Below are 24730 nucleotides of genomic sequence, written 5' to 3' on the forward strand. Positions count from 1 at the left end.
CAAAACCGAATATGAAAGAGCCGAATAGCTCAAATTTCGTTGCTGACGAGAACTTGTCGTTCTCAATTTATTGTTGCTTAATTCGCTCGTTGTTCAGTTTTCAAAGAACAAATCTAGTGTATTGCGTTGTTGCTCTCTTACTTCGTCCCCGTTTCAGCGGCGACCTTTATAATATATCATATCGTCTAAGATATTTGCAAGCACTTATTTTTTCCAATTGCAATTCTTTCAATCGGAACACCGAAATGCTCTCGACGACACGATGATTAGAATATCATATACCCGATCTGAAAGTCAATGACTAAAACAAAGTCAATTTAATACAAATCATCAGCAATACTCCAGGCACTCCCAACAACGCCGCCGTCCCCATCGTCGCGGGATTCAACGGAATGTACAGATCGGAGAACAAACCCGAAAAATTAACGACATAGATCATCAGCGCCGCCAAGATGACATTAATAGCGAGCGCCTTAAGCCACCGCAGCGACAGCCGTTGTTTCACCACGGTATACAAAAGCAGCAATAGAGAAACAACCAGTACCCCCGATAGAAACAACTTCATAATTATCCCCCCCTTATCAAATGCTTAGCACGCTCAACTTTTCTACCTTCGCTTTTTTCAATAAAATCTCGTACTTTTTCTCCGCGGCCTCCAACATATAAATCGCGTAATCCACCTGATCGTCTCCCAGCGCTTCGTGAAAAACGAAGTACGCCTGTTCCCACTGTCTGTGCGCATTTCGAATATCTTCATATAATTGTAGTTTCGCCTCATACTCAGGCGTTCCCATTCTCCGGCGCTTCGGGCGCCGACGCCGCTTCTCCGCCTTCTTTTTGCCGAATTTCGAAGCAAAAGTTTTTAACCACATAAGCTGCCCCTCCCCTAAACTGCAACCTTCTCGCAAAGATGCCGTTACCTAATTCATATTCGACGAGAGGACAAACTTAGAACCCGAAATTCTCGAGACAAACTTTCCGAAACGGCCTCCAGACACGATTCTCACCGCAATCGCTTCAAAAAGGAACCGAAATGCCACTAGCGTTGCACCGATTGTTTTACTGCGTTTCAAGCCGATGATTGCGATAGGGATGAACAAGGTTAACGGATTTTGGAGGCCTTATTTAATCCAATAACGCTGTTTTGGCGGTGTTAGCGGATTTTGAGGGCTCTATTTTTGTCGAAACTCCACAAAACCAAGGATTCTCAGCCGATCGCGACATGTTAACGGTTCGAAAATCCGTTAATTCCAAATATTCGACTGGAATTCAAAAAATAAGACCTCGGAAATCCGTTATATTTCCATGGTACCGCATCCCAGCTAGAAGATTTAATGCAACGCTAGTGCCGAAATGCCTTAATAAAGACCCGAAATGCCTTATTACAGGCGGATTTCCGGCAATTCTCCATTGACTTGGAACAAAAATACCCTATTAACGAATTTAAATTCGCTATTAGGGTACTTTCATTCCTTATGGATGAATCCGCGATACATCCGCATAAAAAGAAAGAGCCACCGACAAACGTCCGAGACTCTCTCTCGCATACTAACTTAATTCTCGTCGCCCCTCCAACGCTTTGGAGAGTGTGACTTCATCCGCATACTCCAAATCGCCGCCGACCGGCAAGCCGTGCGCGATCCGCGTCACGCGAATGCCGAAAGGCTTCACCAACCGGGATAAATACATCGCCGTGGCCTCGCCTTCAATATTCGGATTGGTCGCCAAAATCAGTTCCTGCACGCGCTCGTCGCTTAGACGTTTCAACAATTCCGCCATTCGGATTTCGTCCGGACCGATTCCTTCCATCGGCGATATCGCGCCTTGCAGCACATGGTAATACCCTTGGTATTCCTTCGTGCGCTCCATGGCGACAAGGTCTTTGGACTCTTGCACCACGCAAATCGTCGAAGCGTCGCGGGTTTTATCCTGACAGATCCGGCACGGGTCCACATCGGTAATATTGCAGCATACCGAGCAATAATGAAGGTTGCGCTTTACATTAACGAGCGCCTTGGCAAAATCGATCACATCGTCCTCTTGCATACGCAGCACATGAAACGCAAGCCGCGCCGCCGTCTTCGGACCGATGCCGGGCAAATGCGTAAAGGCGTCGATCAATTTCGAGATCGGTTCGGGATAATACAATGCGAAGTTCTCCTTCTATTGTCAAATCAATTGCATAAATCGCCAAACGTTACTTAGAACAAGCCTGGAATTTTCATGCCGCCTGTAAATTTGCCCATATCTTCGTTGGCCAATTCTTCCGCTTTGGAGAGCGCGTCGTTAACCGCCGCCAGGACGAGATCTTGCAGCATTTCCACATCGTCCGGATCTACCGCCTCCGGCTTGATCGCAACGCTCAACACTTTCTTGTGGCCGTTCACTTGCACGGTAACGACACCGCCGCCGGCGCTTCCTTCCACCGTTTTTTCGGCCAATGCTTCTTGAGCTTTCAGCATTTGCTCCTGCATTTTTTTCACTTGTTTCATCATTTGATTCATATTGTTCATCGTTTTTCGTCTCCTTTACGTAATCTCATTGTTCATTCATCCTTTTTGACCACGACGAGGTCTTCGCCAAACATTTGGATCGCCTCGTCAATCCACGGCTGCCGCCCGGATTCCCGGGCCGCTCCGCCATCGCCGTCCGCCGAAGCTTCTCCGGCTTCCCATTGCAGTTCGCCGCCGGCCTCTTCCCGGTCGGACAAGGAGGCGGCCCAATCTTTCAACAGCATCGTAACGAGCTTAAGCGGTTTGCCGAACACTTCCGCAAGCACTTGCTCGATCAGTTGTTTATTGGCGGCGCGTTCCGTCGTGTCGCGGTGTATCGTGTTTTTGAACGCGACGAGCACCGCATCGTCAACGGCCGATACCGGTTCGCCGTCGACGAACCAGGCATGCACCGTTACCTTCTCCTCTTTGACCCGCTGCAGCACTCTGCTCCATTGCGTACGAATATGCGTAAAATCGGCATCGTCCTTCCGGGACAGATACATTTCGAATTGCGGCGGGAACTTCGCGGCGATCGAAGCCCGTCCGGCTGAGGCGGAAGGCTTTGCCGCCCCTCTGGACGACCCGGCGGAGCCGCTCGAGGCGGCCTGCCCGGCCTGGACGCCCGTCTTCAACAATTGCTCGATTTTCGCCTCCAACGACGCGACTTTCTGCTCAAGCTGTTTGACCACGGCGGACTCCGCCGGAGCGGAGGAAGCCGCCGCAGCCGCGGCCGGAGCGGAAGGGACGTTTTGCAAAGTGCAAATTTTCAACAGGGCGACCTCGAATAGCGTTTGCGGCGCAGCCGCATATTTCATTTCCGTCTGATAACGATTTAAAATGTCGATCATTTGAAACAGCCGATCCTGCTCAAACGCATCCGCCGTCTCCCGGAACCGCGACGGATCCACGAGGCGGTCGGTTAACGCTTCCGCATTCGGCACCATCTTGATCATTAACAGGTCGCGGAAATAGTAAATCAAATTTTCCATGCATTTGTCCGGGCTTTTCCCGTCCTGCATCAATTGCTCGATCGTCTGCAGAACGGCGCCGACATCGCCGCTCCGAATCGCCGCAGCCAATCCGGCAAACTGTTCGGCGGCCATCCCGCCGGTAATATCCAGCACATGCCGATACGTAATATGTTCCCCCGTAAAGGAAACGATCTGGTCCAGCAAACTGATCGCATCGCGCATCCCCCCGTCGGACAGACGAGCGATATACTGCAAAGCGTCGTCGTCTCCGCGAACCCCTTCGCGCTCGCAAATCCGGCGCAAATGCTCCACCTGTTCTTCCAGCGAGACGCGGCGGAAATCGAACCGTTGACAGCGGGAAATGATCGTTGCCGGCAGCCGATGCGGCTCTGTCGTCGCCAGAATAAAGATAACATGGGCGGGGGGCTCTTCCAACGTCTTGAGCAGCGCGTTAAAGGCTTCAGTCGTCAACATATGGACTTCATCGATAATATACACCTTCTGGCGCACTTCCGTTGGGGCGTATTTCACTTTTTCGCGCAAATCGCGAATTTCGTCCACCCCGCGGTTGGAAGCGGCGTCAATCTCAATGACGTCCATCACGGAGCCTGCCGTAATTCTTACGCAAGCGCCGCATTCATTGCACGGCTCCTCCGCCGGTCCGCGCTCGCAGTTGACCGCTTTGGCCAAAATTTTGGCAGTGCTCGTTTTCCCGGTTCCCCTCGGGCCGCTGAACAAATATGCATGCGTAAATCGTTGTTCCCGCAGCGAGTTTTGCAATGTTTGTATAATATGTTTTTGTCCCACCATGTCTTGGAACGACTGCGGCCGCCAAGCACGGTACAACGCTATATGACTCATCGCGGAACCCTCATTTCAACATCCTTGTTACGTGAACGTTTGTTTATCATTATACTACATCGCAAGTTGCAAAAAAACCGCCTCGCCCCGAAAAAGGTCGCGCGCGTTCTTTCGCCCGCTATTTTGCGAACTCCTTATCGTATGGAATGCTGATGGTGAACGTCGTTCCGAAGCCTTTGGACGAAACGCGAAGAGAGCCGCCATGGTCGTGCACGATGCGTTGGCAGACCGATAACCCGAGCCCGGTGCCGTTCTCCTTCGTCGTAAAAAAGGGATCGAAAATCTTGTCGATCAAAAAAGCCGGAATACCCGGACCCGTATCATGCACCTCAATCAAAACTTTGGAATCCGAGTCCGTATCCGCCCGCACCGTAATCGTCAATGTCCCTCCTTCCGTCATCGCTTCAATTCCATTTTTGCAAATATTCAAAAACACTTGTTTAAGCAGCTCCCGATCCGCTACAATCCGCGGCAAGCGTCCCGCCGGGTGAAAGTGAACGCTGACGTCGTGCAGGAGGGCTTCATTGGTAATAATCGGCAACATTTCATTGATTACGGTAACGACATCGACATGATCGAACGTAATGTCTTTCGGCTTGCTTAACAACAAAAACTCGCTGACAAGCTCGTTAATTCGATCGATTTCCGAAAGCATCACTTCGGTGTAAGAGTACTCTCTGCTCATTCCTTTTTCCCGCAACGTCTTTTTGAACATTTGCAAAAACCCTCGAATCGAGGTAAGCGGGTTGCGAATTTCGTGGGCCGTACCCGCGGCGATCTGGCCGATCATCGCCAGCCGGTCGCTGCGCTGCATCTGTTCTTCGAGCGAGCGAAGGTTGGTTACATCCTTAAATATGACATACGCCCCGACCGTATTTCCTTTATCGTCGCGCAGCAGATTGGAATCCATCAACAGTTCGTACCGTTCTTGGTTATTCATCCAAGTGACGGCGTGATTTCGAACGATAACCCCATCCAGCAAAGCGCGCTGCACCAGCTGATGCTCCATCGGCATTCCCGCGAACAATTCATGAATCGGGCGGTTCAGAACGTCTTCGCGCACGAGCCCCAGCACCCTGCATGCCATTTCGCTAATATCCATCAACCTGAAATTCATGTCCAATAAAATAACGCCGAGATTCACATCTCGAATAAATGCGCCGGAAAACTGCTGCAGCAAGTTCAATTCCCCAATATGCCGCTTATCGTGGAAAATAAGGAGGCGATAGCTTTCCCCTTCCATTTCGGCGTTTATATAGGTCAATTGCAGCGACAGCGTCTCGCCCGATTTGGCGATCAGCGACACGGTCAGGGTCTCATCCCGCAAGGCGGCCGTAAAATAGCTGCGTTCCAATTCTTCCATGGAATCCGGTATGAACTTGCTTACTGCAAGCCGAACGACTTCTTCGCGACGATACCCTGTCGTTTCGCAAAATAACCGGTTGCAGTATGCCACCTTCCCGTGACGATCAACAGACAGCATCATAGCGCAAGGGAATTTATCCGCATAGAATTGAAACATGTTTTCCGATATGCTCGCACGATGCTTATAAGGTTCGAATGTCAATCGATTCACCTCGATAACGGAAATCTGTTTGTTCTATACATTCGATTTTGTGGTTGTATTTTCCTTCCCTTCCAAAAGAAAAAAGAACGGATGTACGCAAAAACGGCCGTTTCGAACACCAATATTGCATCCGGAAAACGCAAAAAAGACCATTCTTAAAGTCCTACTAGACTTACAGAACAGTCTTCATTCATTTCAGCGATAAGTTAAGCCGTGCACCTGTTATTGATCGTTGCGATCCGAGCGGCACCTTTACACCTCGACTCAGGCTAGGCTATCCCCCGGCACATGCGAAATTCTACTTACGGCTGCTTCCTTCCGGACCTGACCGGGTTCATAGACACGCATTGCGAAGGACCCAACCGTCAACATCGCATGTAAATACCAAGCCTCACATCGACAAGACCTCTAACAGGAATTCAATCTCGCTACAGCGGATTGCGAGTTACAGGGCACCGCTACCTCCCCATCTAGCACGGTAAGCATAAGTATAACACGATTCGAGAACAAAGAGCAACCTTATGAAGAAATTGTAAGAACTAATGCGCTGGGCAAAAAGGCGGCATGATAATTAGTGAAACGCATACGATCGCGCTTCTTCATGATTAGCTCCAAAATCTGGCGCTAATTCATCAGTCCTACCGGCTGGACACTCTACTTACAGTAAAAACTACCGTTAATTTGTTGAAAATCAACCTATTCGTCAAATTCATGGAAATCAACTCCATAAAATACCTCTAATTCTCAAAAGTTACTACTTCAGAACAAAATAACTTCACAATTTATCGTTAAATGTAGTCGCTCCGGATTGAATTGCATCGGGGCCGCTCCGGAATACACAAAAAAAAGCCGTCCTGATCGTCAGGACAGCTTCTTTCGTTCCGTACAAATTACATGCCGTATTTTTTCTTGAATTTATCGACACGACCACCTGCATCCACAAATTTCTGTTTACCTGTGAAGAACGGATGGCAATTGGAGCAAATCTCTACACGAAGATTAGGCTTTACGGAGCCTGTTTCGAACGTGTTGCCGCAAGCACAAGTAACTGTGGTCAGATGATACGTCGGTTGAATCGCTTCTTTCATCGAAGTCACCTCTTTCCGCCCTGAGTCGCATGCGGACCCAGAGATATATAGACACATGAGTGGATTATAACACGAAAACTAAAAATGTTGCAACCGTATTATATTGGAAGACTTATTGGGCGCACCCTCGCCGGAAGCCGCCGTATATCAATCGCTATCGCACGTTCCGCACCTTCCTGAAATCGTCGGGAGGCACATGCGTATACGATCCGATGACTACATCCGGGAGCTCCGCCCGGAAAATATCGATCGCCTGCTTCATGCCGAGCACTTCTCCTTGCGCCTTCGGAATGAGCTCCAAATAACTTTCCGGATCGATATTCAAGTTGCGCAGTTGAATGAGCTTCAAATCGGTACGGCGCGCAAACTCGATCATCGCTTCCACCTCTTCCTCGCGGTCGGTTACGCCGGGGAAGATTAAATAGTTGATCGAAGTATAAACTCCGCGATCGGCGGCATAGCGAAGCGATTTCTCCACATTCGCCAGCGTATAGCCGCGCGGCTTGTAATACGCGTTGTAATGATCGTCCAAGGCGCTGATCGTGCTTACCCGCATCAAATCGAGGCCGGCATCCACAATGGCGCGAATATGATCGGTCAATCCGGCGTTCGTATTGATGTTGATATACCCCATCTGGGTACGTTCGCGAACTTGCCGTATCGCGTCGATGATGATCTTCGCTTGCGTCGAAGGCTCCCCTTCGCAGCCTTGGCCGAAGCTGATGATCGACTCGGGCGTCTTCAAATGCTCCAGCATAATTTGCACGACTTCGTCGACTTCCGGCTTGAAATTCATGCGCGTCTGCGGCGCCGGAAATCCGCTGTCGTCCGGTTGCTCGGAGATGCAGCCGTAACATCCCGCGTTGCAGGAGTACGATACCGGTACAGCCCCTTCCCAGCGGTTCAAGAACGTATTGGAAGCCGTGAGGCATTCGTATCCGAGCGCACAGTTGGACAAATGCCGGTACAGCCGGTTGTCCGGATATTGGCTCAAGATGCGGTCTACTTGTATTTTCAATTCTTCCGGATCGCAATGGAGCGGGTTCCATTTCTCCGGATCGTCGCTTACGCGAGCCGTTACGTAGAAGGCGTCATCCTTCCACACGACGGCGGCGTAACCGAACAGAGGGAGCTTCTGCGATTTATCCGTCTTGACATAGCTGGGAAGACAAAGCCGGGTATATCCTTGCGGCAGCAGAGCTCCAACCGCTTGATAGCCGCCTTGGAGAGGAACCATCTCGCCCGTGTCCGGATCGAAGCCGATCGGCCGCGTGTACGGCAAGCTGACCAATGTCGCTCCATCCGGGAGCGGTATCAACTCGTCTTCGTATATTTCGACGATCATATCGGCGGTGCGGGCTAATCCCACGAGCGTCGGATGATCGAAGACATTTCCTTGTTCGTCTGCATAGACCAAGTTCATCGGGTTTACTCCTATCTTCCGTCCTCTGAACGGCCGTCCGGTTTACGCGTTACGACATCGTCGACGCAGAGGATCTTGTCGTTCTGCGCAGAGCGCCATTGCCGTTCTGCGGCGTATCGAGCGAGGCCAGAAATTCCTGATTCGTTTTCGTTTGCGCCAATTTTTTCAAGAAATTATCGACGAAATCCGGGGTATCATTCATATTTTTGCGAATGGCCCATACTTTATCCAACTCTTCCTTCGTCAGCATCACTTCTTCGCGGCGCGTACCGGAACGGCGCATATCGATCGCCGGGAAAATGCGGCGCTCCGCCAGCTTCCGGTCCAAATGAAGCTCCATATTGCCGGTTCCTTTGAACTCTTCATAAATAATATCGTCCATGCGCGAGCCCGTCTCGACGAGCGCCGTTGCCAGAATCGTCAAGCTTCCGCCCTCCTCCACATTCCGCGCCGAACCGAAGAAGCGTTTCGGACGATGGAACGAGGCGGGATCGATCCCTCCGCTGAGCGTCCGGCCGGACGGCGGCACGACGAGGTTATAAGCGCGGGCCAATCGTGTAATACTATCCATTAAGATGACGACATCCTTCTTGTGCTCGACGAGACGAAGCGCCCGCTGCAGCACAAGCTCAGCCACTTTAATATGGTTTTCCGGCAGCTCGTCGAAAGTGGAAGCGATCACTTCGCCTTTGACGGAACGCTGCATATCGGTCACTTCCTCCGGACGCTCGTCGATCAACAACACGAATAATTCGATTTCAGGGTTGTTGGTGGAAATGCTGTTCGCAATCTCTTTGAGCAGAAGCGTTTTCCCCGCTTTGGGCGGCGCGACGATCAATCCGCGTTGACCGAGACCTACAGGAGCCAGAAGATCCATAATTCTAGTAGAAAGTTGCGTTGGGGATGTTTCGAGAACTAGCTTTTGTTGCGGGTATAGAGGGGTTAATGCCGGAAAGTGCAATCGTTCTGCGGCATGATCCGGATTTTCGCCGTTCACTGCATTGACTTGCAGCAATCCGAAATACCGCTCATTCTCCTTGGGCGCCCTGCATTTTCCGGAAACCAAATCCCCGGTCCGCAAATCGAATTTGCGAATTTGCGATGCCGAAATGTAGATGTCTTCGGCGCTGGGCAAGTAGTTAATCGGCCTTAGGAAACCGTAGCCTTCCGGTAAAATTTCCAATACTCCCTGCATAAACATGAGGCCGCTTTTCTCGGCTTGCGCGCGCAAAATGGCGAAAATCAGCTCTTTTTTCTTCAACTGTCCGTAATACGGAATTTGGTGCTGCTTGGCGAGTTTGTATAACTCGGTTAATTTCATTTCTTCCAGATCGGAAATTTGTAAATCCATTATCGAACCACCTATTCAATTTATAAGTTTGCTAGTATTGCACGATGAAATATAATTGTCATGATTCCCTTTTTTCCAGTCTATTATTCGCGGGTCATGTTTCAGAATCGGTTTGACGCCATACGTCCGCGCCGAGATTCCGCAAATTCGTAACCAATTGATCGTATCCGCGATCAATATACTCTACGCCCGCTACTTCCGTGATTCCTTCCGGGACCGTAAGGCCCGCAATGACGAGCGATGCGCCCGCGCGCAAATCGGCGGCTCTTACTTTCGCGGCAATCAGCGGCGAACCTTCGATAATGGCGGAACGCCCTTCTACGCGAATTTTGGCGCCCATGCGAATCAGTTCGGGCACATGCTTAAAGCGGTTGCTGTATACGAAATCGGATAAAATGCTAACGCCCTTCGCCTGAGACAGCAAACTGGTCATCGGAGATTGCAAATCGGTGGCAAAACCGGGATATACCAACGCCTTGACATCGATACTCTCGTACTCTTGCTGACCGACTACCCGGATGGATTCGTCCATTTCATAGATATGTACGCCCATTTCCTGCAGCTTGGCCGTTAACGCCTCCATATGTTTCGGGATGACATTGTCGATCAGGACATCCCCGCGCGTCGCCGCCGCCGCGATCATATACGTCCCCGCTTGAATGCGGTCCGGAATGATCGAATGCCTGCAGCCTTGCAATCCGTCAACGCCTTCGATGCGGATCGTCTCCGTGCCCGCTCCTTTGATTTTGGCACCCATGGCATTTAATAATGTCGCTACATCTATAATTTCAGGCTCTTTCGCCGCATTTTCAATAATTGTCGAACCTTTCGCCTTGGCGGCCGCTAACATAATGTTAATCGTTGCCCCCACACTGGCGACGTCCAGATAGATTTTGGCTCCGCGCAATTCCTTGGCGGAAATATGAATCGAACCGTGCTCGTTGGATACTTGCGCGCCAAGCGCCTCAAATCCTTTAATATGCTGGTCGATCGGCCGAGGTTCGAAATTGCATCCTCCCGGCATGCCGATCGTCGCTTCCCCAAAGCGCCCTAACAACGCTCCCATTAAATAATAGGATGCGCGCAGCTTCTTCACATGTCCGTTCGGCATCGGAATGGATTTCAATTGGCTCGGATTGATCCGCATTTGATTCCCATCCCATGTTACGGTTGCACCCAGTAATTCTAGAATCTCTTTAAATGTCGCTACATCGCTCAATTTCGGCAAATTATCCAAGACGACTTCGGACTCTGCTAAGATAGCCGCCGGAATTAAAGCGACCGCACTATTCTTGGCACCGCTGATTTGAACGGTTCCGCGCAGCGGCTTGCCGCCGCAAATCATTAATTTTTCCATGAATCCAGGTTCCCCCTACACATGCAGCCAGAAAAATAGTTACTCTTGCATTTCAAAAAGTCGATAGACAATAGAAATCGCTTTGCCGCTTATTTTCTGAAGAAAAGGGAAAACACCGGTGAGCGGTGTTTTTCCCGTTATATATGCCTTCATCCTGCTTGATGCGTGCGGCAAATGCCGCCTCGATTCGTTGCTAAAACTTCTAAGCTCGTAGTTTCTTACGCTTGATTATTGCTGCCGAAAAGTCTGATTTTCTCGCGTACCACTTCGACCATCGCATTGCGGGCAGGCGTCAAATATTTGCGCGGATCGTACACTTTCGCGTCTTTCGCGAGCACTTCGCGAATGGCATTCGTACAAGCCACTTGGTTCTCGGTATTGACGTTGATTTTGCCTACGCCGGCTTGAATCGATTTGCGGATCGCATCGTCCGGCACGCCCGAACCGCCGTGCAATACGACCGGTACAGGGATTTTGCTCGCCACTTCCTCAATAATGTCGAAATGGATGTTCGGCTCGCCGGAATACATGCCATGCGCAGTTCCTACCGCGATCGCCAGCGCGTCAACGCCTGTTTCTTCATAGAAACGGATCGCTTCTTCCGGCTTCGCAAGGTTCGCATGCTCAGCGTCAACGCTGATGTCGTCTTCAACCCCGCCGATCGTGCCAAGTTCGCCTTCAACGGACACGCCCATCGCATGAGCCGCGCGAACGACTTCTTTGGTTAAACGGATATTGTCTTCGAAAGAATGGTGGGAACCGTCGAACATAACGGAAGAAAATCCTGCGCGGATACATTGCATAGCAACTTCAAACGTGCTGCCGTGGTCCAGATGGAGCGCGATCGGAAGACCGGATTTGTCCGCCGCCGCTTTCGCGATCGCTACGGTGTACTCGAGGCCCATATATTTAATCGCGCCTTCGCTGACGCCGAAAATAAACGGCGATTTCTCCGCGATAGCCGCCTCGGTAATCGCTTGGGCGAACTCAAGATTGTTCATGTTGAATTGGCCTACAGCGAACTTGTTTGCCTTTGCCTTTGGTAGAAACTCATTCATTGATACTAATGGCATGGTTTCACTCCTCCTGATAGAATAGTTGTCTATAATCTAATGCCGGCATTACATACGGTGTTATTATACCACAAGATTATCGGAAAAAGTACAAGCCGCACGTCCCCATATGAAAAAAAGGATCCTAACGATCTAGGACCCTATCGCACAAGTATTCGAAAATCCGTTGCGAAGCTGCATATTGACCGCAATTCGCATTTCGTCGATATCAAACGGCTTGGTAAAATGCATCAGCGCCCCGAGGTCGGTCGCTTCTTTGATCATGTCCAGTTCCCCGTACGCGGTCATCATAATAACTTTAATATGGGGATCGATTTGCTTCATATGCTTTAATATTTCCAGGCCGTCCATGCCCGGAATTTTCATGTCCAACAGGACCATGTCAGGCGATTCCTTCCGCACGATTTCAAGCGCCAACTTCCCATTCGCGGCTTGGAACGTTTTGTAGCCTTCGCTTCCGAACACTTCCATCAACAGCACGCGAATTCCGTTCTGATCGTCAACAATGAGTACTTTTTTCTTTTCCAATTCAAACCCTCCCAAGAGTTCCCAGGCAAACGGTTCATGGATGTAGAACTGATCTGGACATTTAATTTGCTTATCCAGATAATATTCGCTGTTGGCAGGAAAATTCCTCCTTTTCTTGGGAAAAAAGCTTGATTCGGTTTCTTGCCGCTATTGTTGATGTTTGAGCGCCGCTTTGACGAATTCGCGGAACAACGGCTGCGGCCGGTTCGGCCGGGACGTAAATTCCGGATGGAATTGAACCGCCAGGAACCACGGATGTGCGGGAAGCTCAATAATTTCAACCAGACGCCCGTCCGGCGACGTGCCGGAAACGAGCAACCCGGCCGCTTCCAACGTTTCGCGGTATTCGTTGTTAAATTCATAACGATGGCGATGGCGTTCGTACACCAGCTCGTCCCCGTACGACTTCTCGGCCAGCGAGCCGGCAGCCAGTTTGCACGGATAGAGGCCAAGACGCATCGTCCCGCCCAAGTCTTCGATATCTTTCTGCTCCGGCAGCAAGTCGATCACCGGGTATTCGGTCGTCGGGTTAATCTCCGAGCTGTTCGCCCCTTCCAACCCGGCAATGGCGCGGGCAAATTCGATGACGGCCACCTGCATGCCGAGACAAATGCCGAAGAACGGCACTTCCTGTTCGCGGGCGTAACGGATTGCCGTAATCTTGCCTTCGATCCCGCGATCGCCGAATCCGCCCGGAACTAAAATGCCATGCACGCCTTGCAGCATATCGGCGACATTGCGATCGTTGATTTCCTCGGCGTTCACCCAACGGATTTTCACATCGGCATTCGCGTCGAAGCCCGCATGGGACAACGATTCGACAATACTCAAATAAGCGTCGTGCAGTGCGACATATTTGCCCACAATGGCAATTTCAACGTTATGCTGCAACTTCTTGACACGGTCGACCAGTTGTTCCCATTCCGTCATATCCGGCTGCGGAGTCGTTAATTTCAAATGGTTCACGACGATTTCGTCGAGTCCTTCATCGCGCAAGTTAAGAGGAACTTCATATAGTGTCGAAGCATCGCGGCATTCCACGACCGCATTCGCGTCGATATCGCAGAACAAAGCGATTTTGCGCTTCATGTCGTCCGATAGCGCATGCTCCGTGCGGCATACGATCACATTCGGCTGAATGCCGATGCTCCGCAATTCCTTGACGCTATGCTGCGTCGGCTTCGTTTTCACTTCGCCCGCCGCTTTAATATACGGGATCAGCGTGACATGGATATACATCACATTGTCGCGTCCGATATCGCTTTTAATTTGCCGGATCGCTTCCAGAAACGGCAAGCTCTCGATATCTCCGACCGTTCCGCCGATTTCCGTAATGACGACGTCGGAACCCGCTTCCTTGCCCGCGCGGAACACGCGCTCCTTAATTTCGTTCGTAATGTGCGGAATGACTTGCACCGTGCCGCCCAAATATTCGCCGCGGCGTTCTTTCGTAATGACGGACGAGTATACTTTCCCAGTGGTTACGTTGCTGTTCTTGGACAGGTTAATATCGATAAAGCGTTCATAATGTCCTAAATCCAAATCCGTCTCCGCGCCGTCGTCCGTAACGAATACTTCGCCATGCTGATAAGGGCTCATCGTTCCAGGGTCAACGTTAATGTACGGGTCGAATTTTTGAATCGTTACTTTCAACCCTCTGTTTTTCAACAATCTGCCCAGGGAAGCCGCTGTAATCCCCTTTCCTAATGAAGAAACGACGCCGCCCGTCACGAAAATATATTTTGTCACTATAAATACCCTCCTAATATTTTAGAGCGTGCAGTTAGCCGTAATAATACGAACACGCCAGTCCTCCGCATAAAACAAAACCGACTTGCTTAAAGCGTAAAAATGGAACTTAAAGAGGTTCTGAAGCAGAAACTTATAAATTCTATTATGGTCAAAAAAACAAAAAAGTGACTCCCGTATTCACGGGGCACTTTTTCATATTCCTTATAAAATACGATATTCTCAAGCCCAATTCCTCGGTTTGAAAAAGATCATTTATTGTAAGAATCTTAAGCCCATGCAATAGTTTACTCTGTAGCAAGTTCCCTGTCAAGTGAAGGTTCCGGCAAAACCGTTCTCCGTATCGCAAGCTTCTTCCGAATGGAAGACTTGCGCGGCCGGGATGCGTTACGGCGGCAACGCGATTACTTATCGTCGTCGTCCGTCTCTTCGAAATCGTCCTCGATCTCTTCTTCCTCCGCGTCGGCTTCGTCCATATCTTCCTCGTCGATCAATACTTCGTCGTCGACATCGGCGTCATCGTCTTCGTCCTCGTACAAGTCTTCCCGATCTTCGTCAAGCGAATCGAAGTCGTCTTCGTCCGGTACGTATTCTTCTTCTTCCTCCACGTATTCCTCGTCGTCCAGATCGTCGTCGTCGTTAATAATACGCGGATGCTTGGCATTGCCGAGGGCGTCTTCAGAGCGTTCCACCGGATACCAGCGCTTCAGTCCCCACAAATTGCTGCCGACGCAAGCGAATCTTCCGTCAATATTGATTTCCGTATACAGTTGAGCGATCACTTGGTTGATCTCTTCTTCGGACAGACCGCGAAGCTTTGCGACTTCGTTCATCAGGTCCCGGTAATAAAACGGCTCGCCCGACGCGCGCAAAATTTCAAATGCCAGGTCCACCATCGGAATCTCATGCACTTTTTCTGGGTCAATTTTCAATTGAAACGGGGTGTTCATTGAAGGACACTTCCTCTCACACAATGTTCACTAGGAATCTGTCCGAAGAAGTCCTTAAATGCGTTCCCGTCATGCGAGCAACTTCATCGGACAGCCCCCTAATTTCAGTCGGTCATTTATAACATATCCATATCAAACTTAAGTAAAACCTATTTAATCTAAAAATGCAAGTTTGACTTTCGAAAGGCGGTCCATCATCGAAAAGCCCTTCGAGGGTGAACGCAAAATTCGATGTCGAGTTAACTCTCATAAGTACATCGTGATCAAAAGTCGGCTTTTGAACGACCTCTAAAATGGAAAAGCGGAGGTTGTACCCTCCGCCCTGACTGTATCCGCCCGAAAGACATCCGTCTTCGAGGCCCTTACTTGCTTGCAAAGAACCGTTTCCCGGCTCTCTCTTCATACTATGTCCCGACCGCCGGTTTGACACGAGAGACGGCCTATTTCTGCGAAAAAAGGCAAGTTCATCAATCCCCGTCTCAGCGAAAGACATACAATACTGCAACATGTTAGTCGGGAGGGGACTCCGCTTTGGACTATTCGAGCTTTCTGCAACTGCTGCACGAAGAAATCGCCACTGGAAGCGCTACGGACAAAAAGCAAATTATTCGCTTCATCCGGACGCAGGACTACTACCAATGTGTCGCTCAACTGAAGAAAATGAGACCGTCTCTGGAAAAGCTAAATAACGTTCAAGAGTCCAAAATTATACACGCAATTATATGCCCTTACTTCTCAGGCCGAAAGCTCAAAAAATTTAAACATCAAGTCGTGTTTGAAGAAGACTCGAAGATGAAAGTGCACAAGATCGTGCAAAGCAATGTCCAATGGGATCGGGGGATTCCATGGGGAGTCCGGCAAATCAAGGCGCCGCAATCATGGGCGACTTCCACCGGGCATCGCGTTCGAATCGGCGTTATCGATACCGGGGTCGATTACAGACATCCGGATCTTCGCGATTCGGTCATGCGGGGCATCAATTTGCTCAACCGCACGATGATGCCGTACGACGACAACGGCCATGGCACGCATATCGCCGGCACGATCGCGGCGGCGAACGAATTGAACGGCATTATCGGGGTCGCGCCGCGAGCTATGATACATCCCGTCAAAGCTTTCGACTATAACGGCTCGGCGTATGTATCGGACATCATTCTCGGCATCGACTGGTGCGTCCGCAACCGGATGCATATTATCAATATGAGCTTCGGCATGAAGACGAGCAGCAAGGCCCTCCTTAACGCTGTGGTTAACGCGTTCGAAGCCGGAGTCGTCATCGTCGCTTCGTCGGGCAACGACGCCCGGCGCAAGTCGATCGATTATCCCGCGCGTTATCCGCATACGATCGCAGTCGGCGCGACGAACCGCCAGCGAAGAGTGGCGCAGTTCAGCAACCGGGGCAGCTATATCGACATTTACGCGCCCGGAGACCGAATCGTGTCTTCGTGGCTGAATGGCAAATATAACGAAATGAGCGGAACTTCCATGGCGACATCCCATGTGAGCGGGGCGATTGCGCTGCTTCTCGCGCTGAAGCCGGGACTCCCGCCGAGCGAGATCAAAGCTGCGCTGCGGCGCACCGCTTCGACGATTCGCGGCCGCAAACCCCGGAGCAAAGCGCCGGGCGAAGTCAATGCGCTGCGCTTATTGCGCGAAGCGACCCGGTAAGTTCCGCCCTGCCGCAAGCCAATTCCCCCCTCGCGGCCAAGTCGAAGGGGCTTTCGCGGACTTTTTGTCGAGGACGTACTTAAGTGTCCTACGGCCAGTAAGTATTCTATAGAAATATGAATGGCGGATAACCGCGAGAATAGCAAGTACCCCGTTAATGTACCAGAGGAAATCCGCTTACTTCCATTGTCGTTGCATACATCTTTTAATAGAAAAGATGGCCCGAAAAAAATAGAACGGATTTGTCGTAGAGCGTCGATTAGTTGCGGACAGTTTTGACGTACGCAGCAGAGAATATGATTTTTCGCATTCATTTACAAGTTCATGGCTCAAAAACGCGATTTGTGTATGAAATTTCGAATAAAATCGACTAATTCGATCCGTGCGCCGGTCATTGTGTATGATTTTTCGCATACACTTTGGCCTGTCACACACCTAGCGCAAAAGAATCGGCAGACGATGAAGAACCTTTCGCTCAGGAAACCTGAAATTGTGCATCTTTTAACCCGCTTTGATCGGTTTGTGCAACAAAGCCTGCGAAAAGAGTCAATTTCATAATTCGCTACCGTTGATGAAACTGGCTTTATTGTGCATATAAAAGAGACGCCTCCCTACATTTCGAAGGCGATTCGCGAAGCGCTTTGTTTGGCGCTAGCGAAACGGGTAATCCTTATTGGGCTCAAAATGAAGACGTTCCCATCATAACGAAAATACGTATCGTTATTCATTGGAAACCGGCTGTTCTCCCCCCTTTTTCCCCTCATTAGCGAGTTGTAGTTTCGTTAACCCAGCAATAAGGTGATTTAGCAGGCTATTAGCGTGTTCAAGTTTCGTTAGCCCGCCTGACGGGTCGTCAGCCGCTGCGGTATGATGGAAATTGACGCTTGCGCCAATCAATATACCGGAGAATTCTGGCGCATGAGGCCCGTTTCGATTTTCGACGCGTCTGTTCGATGTCGTTGTAAATTCTATCGGATCTCACAGCCGTTATTGCCGCTCAATAGGCGGGTTTGAAAAATGTAACGGATATAAGGGACGTTATTGTACTTATAAAACGCCTTTTTGACTCATTTACGAGCAAATAGCGTCTTCCGGATCCGTTACATTTTCAATTATGCTAAAAAATCGAAAATAAGGGCGCTCACTTCCGTTTACATTGCTCGACCGGCGGCGATTCGGGGCTCGCAGCAGGGCGCATAGGCGGCACACGTGACCAGCAGCTCGCAGCGCCCCGCGCCCACGGCGCATAGCACCCATACCGCGTAGCGCCTCGATGCTTCGAGCGAAAATAAAGCTGCCCTATTCGCGAGATGAAATCCGCAAATAGGGCAGCTTTGTCACGGATCGCGCTACATCCGCTCCGGCGCGGAGACGCCGACGAGGCGCAGCACGTTCGCGATCACCGTGCGCAGCGCGCCAAGCAGCGCGAGGCGCGCTTGCGTCTGCCGCTCGTCATCGGTAATGACGCGCTCGGCTTTGTAATAGCTGTGGAACAGCGCAGCCAGCTCATACACATACCGGATCAAGCGATGCGGCGCATACGCCTGCGCGGCGACGGCGACTTCCTCCGGAAGCTCGCCCATCTTGCGCAGCAGGTCGTATTCGTGTTCCGTCGTCAATCCGGCAAGATCGGCCTGCTCCGCCGGCAGCGGCGTCACGCCTTGCTCCTCCGCCTGGCGAAAGATGCTGCAAATGCGCGCATGCGCGTACTGCACGTAGAAGACCGGATTCTCGTTGGATGTGGATACCGCCAAATCCATGTCAAAGTCGAGATGAGAATCCATCGAGCGCATCGTGAAGAAGTAACGGATCGCGTCGACGCCCACTTCGTCCATTAAATCCTCCATCGTGACCGCTTTGCCGGTCCGTTTGGACATTTTCACCTTTTCTCCGTTTTGGTACAGGCTGACCATTTGGGCGATCAGCACCGTAAGTTTGTCGGGATCGTTCCCGAGCGCTTCCATCGCCGCCTTCACCCGCGGAATATATCCGTGGTGATCGGCGCCCCATATGTTGATCATTTGGTCGAAACCGCGCGAATATTTATCGCGATGATAAGCGATGTCCGGCGTCAAATAGGTGTATGTTCCGTCATTTTTCACCAAGACGCGGTCTTTGTCGTCGCCGTAATCGGTTGTACGCAGCCAAACGGCCCCGTCTTCCTCGTACACTTGCCCTTTGGCCTTCAATTCCTCCAATGCCGCTTCCACTTGGCCGGTCTCATATAATGAAGTTTCGCTGAACCATACGTCGAAAGATACGCCGAACCGTCCCAGATCGCGCTTGATTTTATCCAATTCCTTCTGCAAGCCGTATTGGCGGAAGAATACGCCGCGTTCCTCGTCGGATAAAGATAATAAGGCATCCCCTTTTTCGGCGATCAATTCTTTGGCGAAACCCTTAATGTCTTCCCCGTAGTAACCGTCTTCCGGCATGTCCGCTTCCAATCCCAGCTCTTGCTTGTACCGGACCTCGATCGATTTGCACAAGTTGGCGACTTGGTTTCCCGCATCGTTAATATAGTACTCGCGCGTCACGTCGTACCCGGCAAAATCGAGCAAATTGCACAACGCATCGCCAACCGCGGCGCCGCGGGCATGCCCAAGGTGCAAGCTGCCGGTCGGATTCGCGCTGACGAACTCCACTTGCACTTTGCGTCCCTCGCCTAGCCCGACGCGGCCGTAATCCGCGCCTTTGGCAGCCACTTCGGCGATGACCGGATACAAATAACTTTTGTTCATACGGAAGTTGATGAACCCCGGCCCGGCAATTTCGGCGCTCTCGATCGACGCTTTGCCCAGATCGAGATGGGCGATAATCGCTTCCGCGATTTGGCGCGGATTTTTCTTCGCGATCCGCGTAAGCTGCATTGCCGCATTGGTCGCCAAATCCCCGTGCGCCTTCTCTTTCGGAACTTCCAGCACAAACGCCGGCAATTCTTCGCGGGCAGCCAGTCCTGCGGCGACAACCGCGTCGGATATCGCCTCCCGTACCGCAATATTGATTTTCTCTAATGGATTATGATTCATGACCCGATTCCTCCTGTATCGATATTTGTACCGCAAACCGTCCCGTACATTCCCCATGCACGAACAAATCGTACACCCATGCCATCCGCATGGCAGCTTCTTGCACATCCATTTGCAATTCCCGCGTATATGTAGAAAGCTGAAATTGTGCGTAGGGAGAACGGTAAAATCCGGGGAGCTTGCGTCCGGCCCGGAAAGACTGTTCGGACTGCACATGACCGTGACGGATGATCTTCAGTTCGTCATCGCCAATTTTCACGGTCGTCATCGTACGCGCGCTTTCCCCTCCCGATACCGGTTCCGTTCGTTCTTCATATCGGACATACACGTACCGCCCTTTGACGAGCCGTACGCCCGTAAACTCCTGCACCGTTGTCTCCCGTTCGTGGTTGCTCTCGACACGAACGCGCACTTGACGCTTCACCGACATTGTATAAACGCTCCTGTCACAACTGCCTTCTTTTTTACTACTATACCCAGTTCATACGGCCAATTCAATAAAAGATGCAAAAAACCGTCAAACGGCATCGCCCTTCAACGGTTTCTCGCATCCAATTCATGCCATTATTCTTCCGCAAACAGCGGAGTAGACAAGTATCGCTCCCCGGTATCGGGCAGTATGACGACAATGTTCTTCCCTTTGTTCTCAGGGCGCTTGGCAATTTGTACCGCCGCAGCGACGGCCGCGCCGGAAGAAATCCCCACGAGCAGCCCTTCGCTCGCCGCCAATTGGCGCGCCGTTTCGAACGCCGCCTCGTTCTGCACTTTCACGATTTCATCGACGACAGACCGATTGAAGTTGTCCGGCACAAATCCGGCTCCGATGCCTTGAATGGAATGCGGCCCGCGTTTGCCTCCGGACAGTACCGGAGAATCGAAAGGCTCGACGGCCGCCACATGTACGGAAGGCTTCTTGCGCTTCAACACTTCGCCGACCCCTGTCACGGTTCCGCCGGTGCCGACGCCCGCGACGAATATATCCACGGCGCCGTCCGTATCCCGCCAAATTTCTTCGGCGGTCGTTTGCCGATGAATTTCCGGATTGGCCGGATTGTTGAATTGCTGCGGAATGAACGAATTCGGCGTTTCGGCGGCAAGCTCCTCCGCTTTTTTGATCGCGCCCTGCATCCCTTCCGACCCGGGCGTGAGCACCAATTGCGCCCCCAACGCCTTCATCAGCTTTCTTCGTTCGACGCTGAACGTTTCAGGCAGCGTAATGATCAGCTTATACCCGAGCGCCGCGGCGGCAAAGGCGAGGGCGATTCCGGTATTGCCGCTGGTCGGTTCGATGATCGTGGAATTTTTGGTTATGATTCCTCTCTCCTCGGCATCCTTGATCATAGCGTAGCCGATCCGATCCTTAACGCTGCCGGCGGGATTAAAATATTCCAATTTGGCGATCAAGTTCTCCTCGACCCGATGAATGGCGCTGAAATGGGAGAGTTCCAATAACGGCGTATTGCCGATGAGATCGGTCAAATTTTTTGCAATGTTGGACAACGCGAGCACCTCCAAATGATTACTTCTGTTATATCCAGTGTAACATAAACGCGCCCCGTTTCCGAAATGCGGCCCGCAATCGGTCGAAATGCTGCTTGCTTCCGGCGCGCCGCCGTATGATTCCGGCAAACGGGGAACACAATAACTAAGGTTATAAAATATGTATCGATTAATGAGGTAATGTAACGTGACACTTCAAAGCGAAGATATACAAATGGGGATCTATCAATGCGAGAATGAAGGCGAGAAGCTGCTGCCTGTGTCGATTGAGGAATGGGAGAAGCGCGCGAAACAAATGCTTGCCGCGGCCCCGTTCGGGTATGTCCACGGAGGCGCCGGCGCCGGAGATACGATACGGGCCAATCGGGAAGCATTCTATAAGTACCGTCTGCGCCCGCGGGTATGCTGCGATATATCCGGCCGCGATCTGTCGACCGAATTGCTGGGGCATAAACTTCCCGCTCCGATCCTGTTCGCGCCGATCGGCGTCAATTCGATTTTGCACCCCGAAGCGGAATCGGCGCCGGCCAAAGCCGCAGCGGCCCTTCGAGTTCCTTACATCTTAAGCAACGTATCGACCGTGCCGATGGAGCAAATTGCCGAGGCGATGGGGCATGCGGTGCGCTGGTTTCAATTATATCCGCCGAAAAACCGGGAATTAACGGAAAGCTTCTTGCAACGGGCGGAACGGGCAGGTTATTCCGCCATCGTCGTTACCATCGATTCGACGCTGCTCGGATGGCGGGAAACGGACCTGCAGCACGCTTATCTCCCCTTTCTGAAAGGGGAGGGCATGGGCAATTATTTTACCGACCCCGTCTTCCGCTCCGGCCTGCAGGAACCGCCCGAACAAAACGTGCATGCCGCCGTGTTGAAGGCGCTGGACGAGGGCAACAATATACGGTTTACATGGAAAGAACTCGACTTTATCCGCGCTAAGACCAAGTTGCCGATTTGGCTGAAAGGGGTGACGCATCCCGATGACGCCGTGCTGGCGATAGACCATGGAGTGGACGGCATCATCGTCTCCAATCACGGCGGCCGCCAGCTCGACGGAGCGATCGGCACCTTGGAAGCATTGCCCTCCGTCGTCGATGCGGCATGCGGCAAAGTGCCCATTCTGATGGACAGCGGCATCCGCAGAGGAGCGGACATCATTAAAGCGATGGCGCTCGGCGCTTCGGCCGTATTGATCGGCCGGCCGTATGCTTACGGGCTGGCGGTCGCCGGCCAAGCAGGCGTCAAGCGGGTGATCGAACATCTTATCGCGGAAACGGAGCTTCAACTCGCCATCTCCGGCAAATGCTCGGTGAAAGAGTTGGATCGTTCTCTCGTCGTCAAAGCGGATGAATGTTAAAAAGAGGTGATAACAGGTGGATTTTATTTGGGAGGCCATACTCGTGTTATCGGTCGGATTCGTCTTGCTCCGGATCGCCGGCAAGAAGACGGTAGCCGAAATGACGGGACTGGAAATTATTACGCTCCTGTCGATGGCTTCCGTATCCGGTCATGCCGTAGCCGAAGACGGTCCGCTTCGGACGATTATCGTGCTCTGCATCTTCGTAGCTTTGTTAATTACCGTCCAATTCCTGGCCGTAAAGTTCAATATAATCGAGAAGCTGTTCATGGGTAAAGCTACGCCTGTCATTAAAGAGGGAAAGATCATTCCGGAAAACTTGAAAAAATTGCGGATGAGCGTCGATCAATTGGAAGCGAAAATGCGCGAAAAAGGCATCGAATCGTTTAGCGACGTCAAGACAGGCACGATCGAAATAAGCGGACATCTCGGCTACGAGTTGATGCGGCATGCCAAACCGGTTACGATCGGGGAACTGGAAACGATTTTATCGCAATTGAATTGGACGGCGCCGCCGCCGAAACCGAAGCAAAGCGGCAATTTGTTTCAAGAAGTCGTCGAGCACGAGCATCGGCACCCGATTCGACCGGAGTTGGATTAAGGAGAAGATACTGCCGCGATCGGCGTCCCGGCAGTATCCGTTCATGCCTATTCGTTCGGGAGCAGTCTTCTTCGCTCAAGCCTCGCCGCGGCTTCCAACAATTTCATCCCGCTTAATTGGGCGCTTAAGCTCACTCGTTCCGGCGGCTGCCGGTCCCAATCCGGGCCGAACGCGGTACGTTCCGGATCGCGTCCATGCGTCCACAAGACGGAGACGTTGCTTGCAATAAGCTCGGCCGGCGCGGCGAATTCCGGCGCTTCCAGTGCGAGCTCCGTTGCGTAACGGGCCAGAATTCCTTTGAACAAGCCTCCGTCCCCTACCCCCTCGTTCGGAAACAGCTTCGTCTTCGGGGCGGTCAATTGATCGGTCAAAGCGTGCAGCGTCCGCTTCGCATCTTGCAAATATCGGCCGTTTCGCGTCGTTTTATACAATTCCAGAGCCGCTCCGATATATACGCCCTGACAGTATGTATATTTCCAATCTGTATCGACAGACCCGTCGCCCGTCCGATTCATGCCGTCCCAGACGAAACCGGTGGCAGGATCGACCAAATGCGTTTTCTGCCAATCGTAAATGCGATGAGCCCAATCCAGGTCTTCGTCGTTGCCGAAGCATCGATGCAATCTTGCCGCCAGAATGACGGCAGGCGCGTTGGCCGGCGTATTCTTGTAATCCAATTGCGTCTTCTGCCAGGCGATTCCGCCTTCCATATGGCCGTTCCAGCCGGTTCGGATGTCTGTCCATAGAATGAGCGCCGCTTGCTTGTATTTCTCGTCGCCCGTACATTGATACGCTCTCAACCAAGCAAGCGCCATCCATTCCATATCGTCGTACAGCGCATTCGGCCATACCCCGCCGTTTCGGCGCAACACCCCTTCGTACAATGCGGACAGCCGCTCCGCATACCGGCTGTCGCCGGTGCGCTCCAGACCGTCCGTCAGAACGTCGGCCGCATGGGCCATCCACCAATAGTGGAATATGTCGTTGCATTCCCCGTTCGGGCAAGGGACTTCAATATTATACATATCGATCCGGGGATTCCAGAATAGCTGCTCTAATGCCAGTTGTGCCTTCTCCGCACGATCTGCCCATAACATCATTCACGCACTCCTGATCCATTTTAATTTTTCTACATTTTCAATCGTTTGTTTTCAACCGGCTA

At 51.5% G+C, this 24730-nt stretch carries 21 protein-coding genes and 1 other RNA gene; 3 read left to right on the forward strand and 19 right to left on the reverse strand.

Annotated features, from left to right (window positions below):
• Positions 1–301 precede the first annotated feature (301 nt).
• From KQI79_RS20880 to rpoE, 15 genes are all read right to left on the reverse strand, one after another.
• Complete coding sequence (locus tag KQI79_RS20880) at positions 302–565, reverse strand: pro-sigmaK processing inhibitor BofA family protein (RefSeq protein WP_216540243.1); 264 nt, start codon at positions 563–565, stop codon at positions 302–304.
• Between the two features lie 16 nt (positions 566–581).
• Entirely contained in the window at positions 582–872 is a 291-nt protein-coding gene (locus tag KQI79_RS20885) for a DUF2508 family protein (RefSeq protein WP_216540244.1), read from the reverse strand.
• A 676-nt stretch (positions 873–1548) separates the two neighbouring features.
• Positions 1549–2148, reverse strand: a complete 600-nt coding sequence (recR, locus tag KQI79_RS20890) for a recombination mediator RecR (protein ID WP_216540245.1) — start codon at positions 2146–2148, stop codon at positions 1549–1551.
• A gap of 53 nt (positions 2149–2201) precedes the next feature.
• Positions 2202–2513, reverse strand: coding sequence for a YbaB/EbfC family nucleoid-associated protein (locus KQI79_RS20895; protein ID WP_216540246.1), 312 nt, complete (start codon positions 2511–2513; stop codon positions 2202–2204).
• Positions 2514–2545: 32 nt separating this feature from the next.
• A complete protein-coding gene (gene dnaX / locus KQI79_RS20900) occupies positions 2546–4327 on the reverse strand; it encodes a DNA polymerase III subunit gamma/tau (protein ID WP_216540247.1) in 1782 nt (593 codons plus the stop codon).
• Between the two features lie 118 nt (positions 4328–4445).
• A complete protein-coding gene (locus KQI79_RS20905) occupies positions 4446–5849 on the reverse strand; it encodes a PAS domain-containing sensor histidine kinase (protein WP_230193358.1) in 1404 nt (467 codons plus the stop codon).
• 256 nt (positions 5850–6105) lie between these two features.
• Positions 6106–6373, reverse strand: an RNA gene (gene ffs / locus KQI79_RS20910) — signal recognition particle sRNA large type.
• Positions 6374–6784: 411 nt separating this feature from the next.
• Complete coding sequence (rpmE, locus tag KQI79_RS20915) at positions 6785–6982, reverse strand: 50S ribosomal protein L31 (protein WP_216540248.1); 198 nt, start codon at positions 6980–6982, stop codon at positions 6785–6787.
• Between the two features lie 154 nt (positions 6983–7136).
• The gene (locus KQI79_RS20920; protein WP_216540249.1) at positions 7137–8405 is read right to left on the reverse strand and encodes a radical SAM family protein; all 1269 of its coding nucleotides are present in this window, start codon (positions 8403–8405) and stop codon (positions 7137–7139) included.
• 49 nt (positions 8406–8454) lie between these two features.
• Positions 8455–9756: a transcription termination factor Rho gene (rho, locus tag KQI79_RS20925; protein ID WP_216540250.1), complete on the reverse strand. Its 1302-nt coding sequence runs from the start codon at positions 9754–9756 to the stop codon at positions 8455–8457.
• Between the two features lie 94 nt (positions 9757–9850).
• Positions 9851–11113 carry a UDP-N-acetylglucosamine 1-carboxyvinyltransferase gene (locus tag KQI79_RS20930; RefSeq protein WP_216540251.1) on the reverse strand — a complete coding sequence of 421 codons (1263 nt, stop codon included), beginning with the start codon at positions 11111–11113 and terminating at the stop codon, positions 9851–9853.
• Positions 11114–11331: 218 nt separating this feature from the next.
• Positions 11332–12186, reverse strand: coding sequence for a class II fructose-1,6-bisphosphate aldolase (fba, locus tag KQI79_RS20935; RefSeq protein ID WP_216540252.1), 855 nt, complete (start codon positions 12184–12186; stop codon positions 11332–11334).
• A gap of 132 nt (positions 12187–12318) precedes the next feature.
• Positions 12319–12714 carry a response regulator gene (locus KQI79_RS20940; RefSeq protein WP_216540253.1) on the reverse strand — a complete coding sequence of 132 codons (396 nt, stop codon included), beginning with the start codon at positions 12712–12714 and terminating at the stop codon, positions 12319–12321.
• 147 nt (positions 12715–12861) lie between these two features.
• A complete protein-coding gene (locus tag KQI79_RS20945) occupies positions 12862–14463 on the reverse strand; it encodes a CTP synthase (protein ID WP_216540254.1) in 1602 nt (533 codons plus the stop codon).
• Between the two features lie 404 nt (positions 14464–14867).
• Positions 14868–15413, reverse strand: a complete 546-nt coding sequence (gene rpoE / locus KQI79_RS20950) for a DNA-directed RNA polymerase subunit delta (protein ID WP_216540255.1) — start codon at positions 15411–15413, stop codon at positions 14868–14870.
• Between the two features lie 531 nt (positions 15414–15944).
• On the opposite strand from rpoE, the gene KQI79_RS20955 reads away from it, so the two are divergent.
• Positions 15945–17081, forward strand: coding sequence for a S8 family peptidase (locus KQI79_RS20955; protein WP_216540256.1), 1137 nt, complete (start codon positions 15945–15947; stop codon positions 17079–17081).
• 1349 nt (positions 17082–18430) lie between these two features.
• Here KQI79_RS20955 and argS read toward each other — a convergent pair.
• The 3 genes from argS to cysK form a co-directional block, all read right to left on the reverse strand.
• Positions 18431–20110, reverse strand: coding sequence for an arginine--tRNA ligase (gene argS, locus KQI79_RS20960; RefSeq protein WP_216540257.1), 1680 nt, complete (start codon positions 20108–20110; stop codon positions 18431–18433).
• The gene (locus KQI79_RS20965) at positions 20100–20540 is read right to left on the reverse strand and encodes a YwiB family protein (RefSeq protein WP_216540258.1); all 441 of its coding nucleotides are present in this window, start codon (positions 20538–20540) and stop codon (positions 20100–20102) included. The genes argS and KQI79_RS20965 overlap by 11 nt, the downstream gene beginning before the upstream one ends.
• A gap of 134 nt (positions 20541–20674) precedes the next feature.
• Positions 20675–21610 (reverse strand): cysteine synthase A, encoded by a 936-nt coding sequence (cysK, locus tag KQI79_RS20970; protein WP_216540259.1) that lies wholly within the window; start codon positions 21608–21610, stop codon positions 20675–20677.
• A 187-nt stretch (positions 21611–21797) separates the two neighbouring features.
• Here cysK and KQI79_RS20975 point away from each other — a divergent pair, with 187 nt between their 5' ends.
• Positions 21798–22967, forward strand: coding sequence for an alpha-hydroxy-acid oxidizing protein (locus KQI79_RS20975; RefSeq protein ID WP_216540260.1), 1170 nt, complete (start codon positions 21798–21800; stop codon positions 22965–22967).
• Between the two features lie 16 nt (positions 22968–22983).
• Complete coding sequence (locus tag KQI79_RS20980) at positions 22984–23568, forward strand: DUF421 domain-containing protein (RefSeq protein WP_216540261.1); 585 nt, start codon at positions 22984–22986, stop codon at positions 23566–23568.
• Between the two features lie 47 nt (positions 23569–23615).
• Here KQI79_RS20980 and KQI79_RS20985 read toward each other — a convergent pair whose 3' ends face one another.
• A complete protein-coding gene (locus KQI79_RS20985) occupies positions 23616–24668 on the reverse strand; it encodes a glycoside hydrolase family 76 protein (protein WP_216540262.1) in 1053 nt (350 codons plus the stop codon).
• Between the last annotated feature and the right edge of the window lie 62 nt (positions 24669–24730).

The organism is Paenibacillus sp. MSJ-34 (assembly GCF_018918005.1).
Classification (GTDB): domain Bacteria; phylum Bacillota; class Bacilli; order Paenibacillales; family Paenibacillaceae; genus MSJ-34.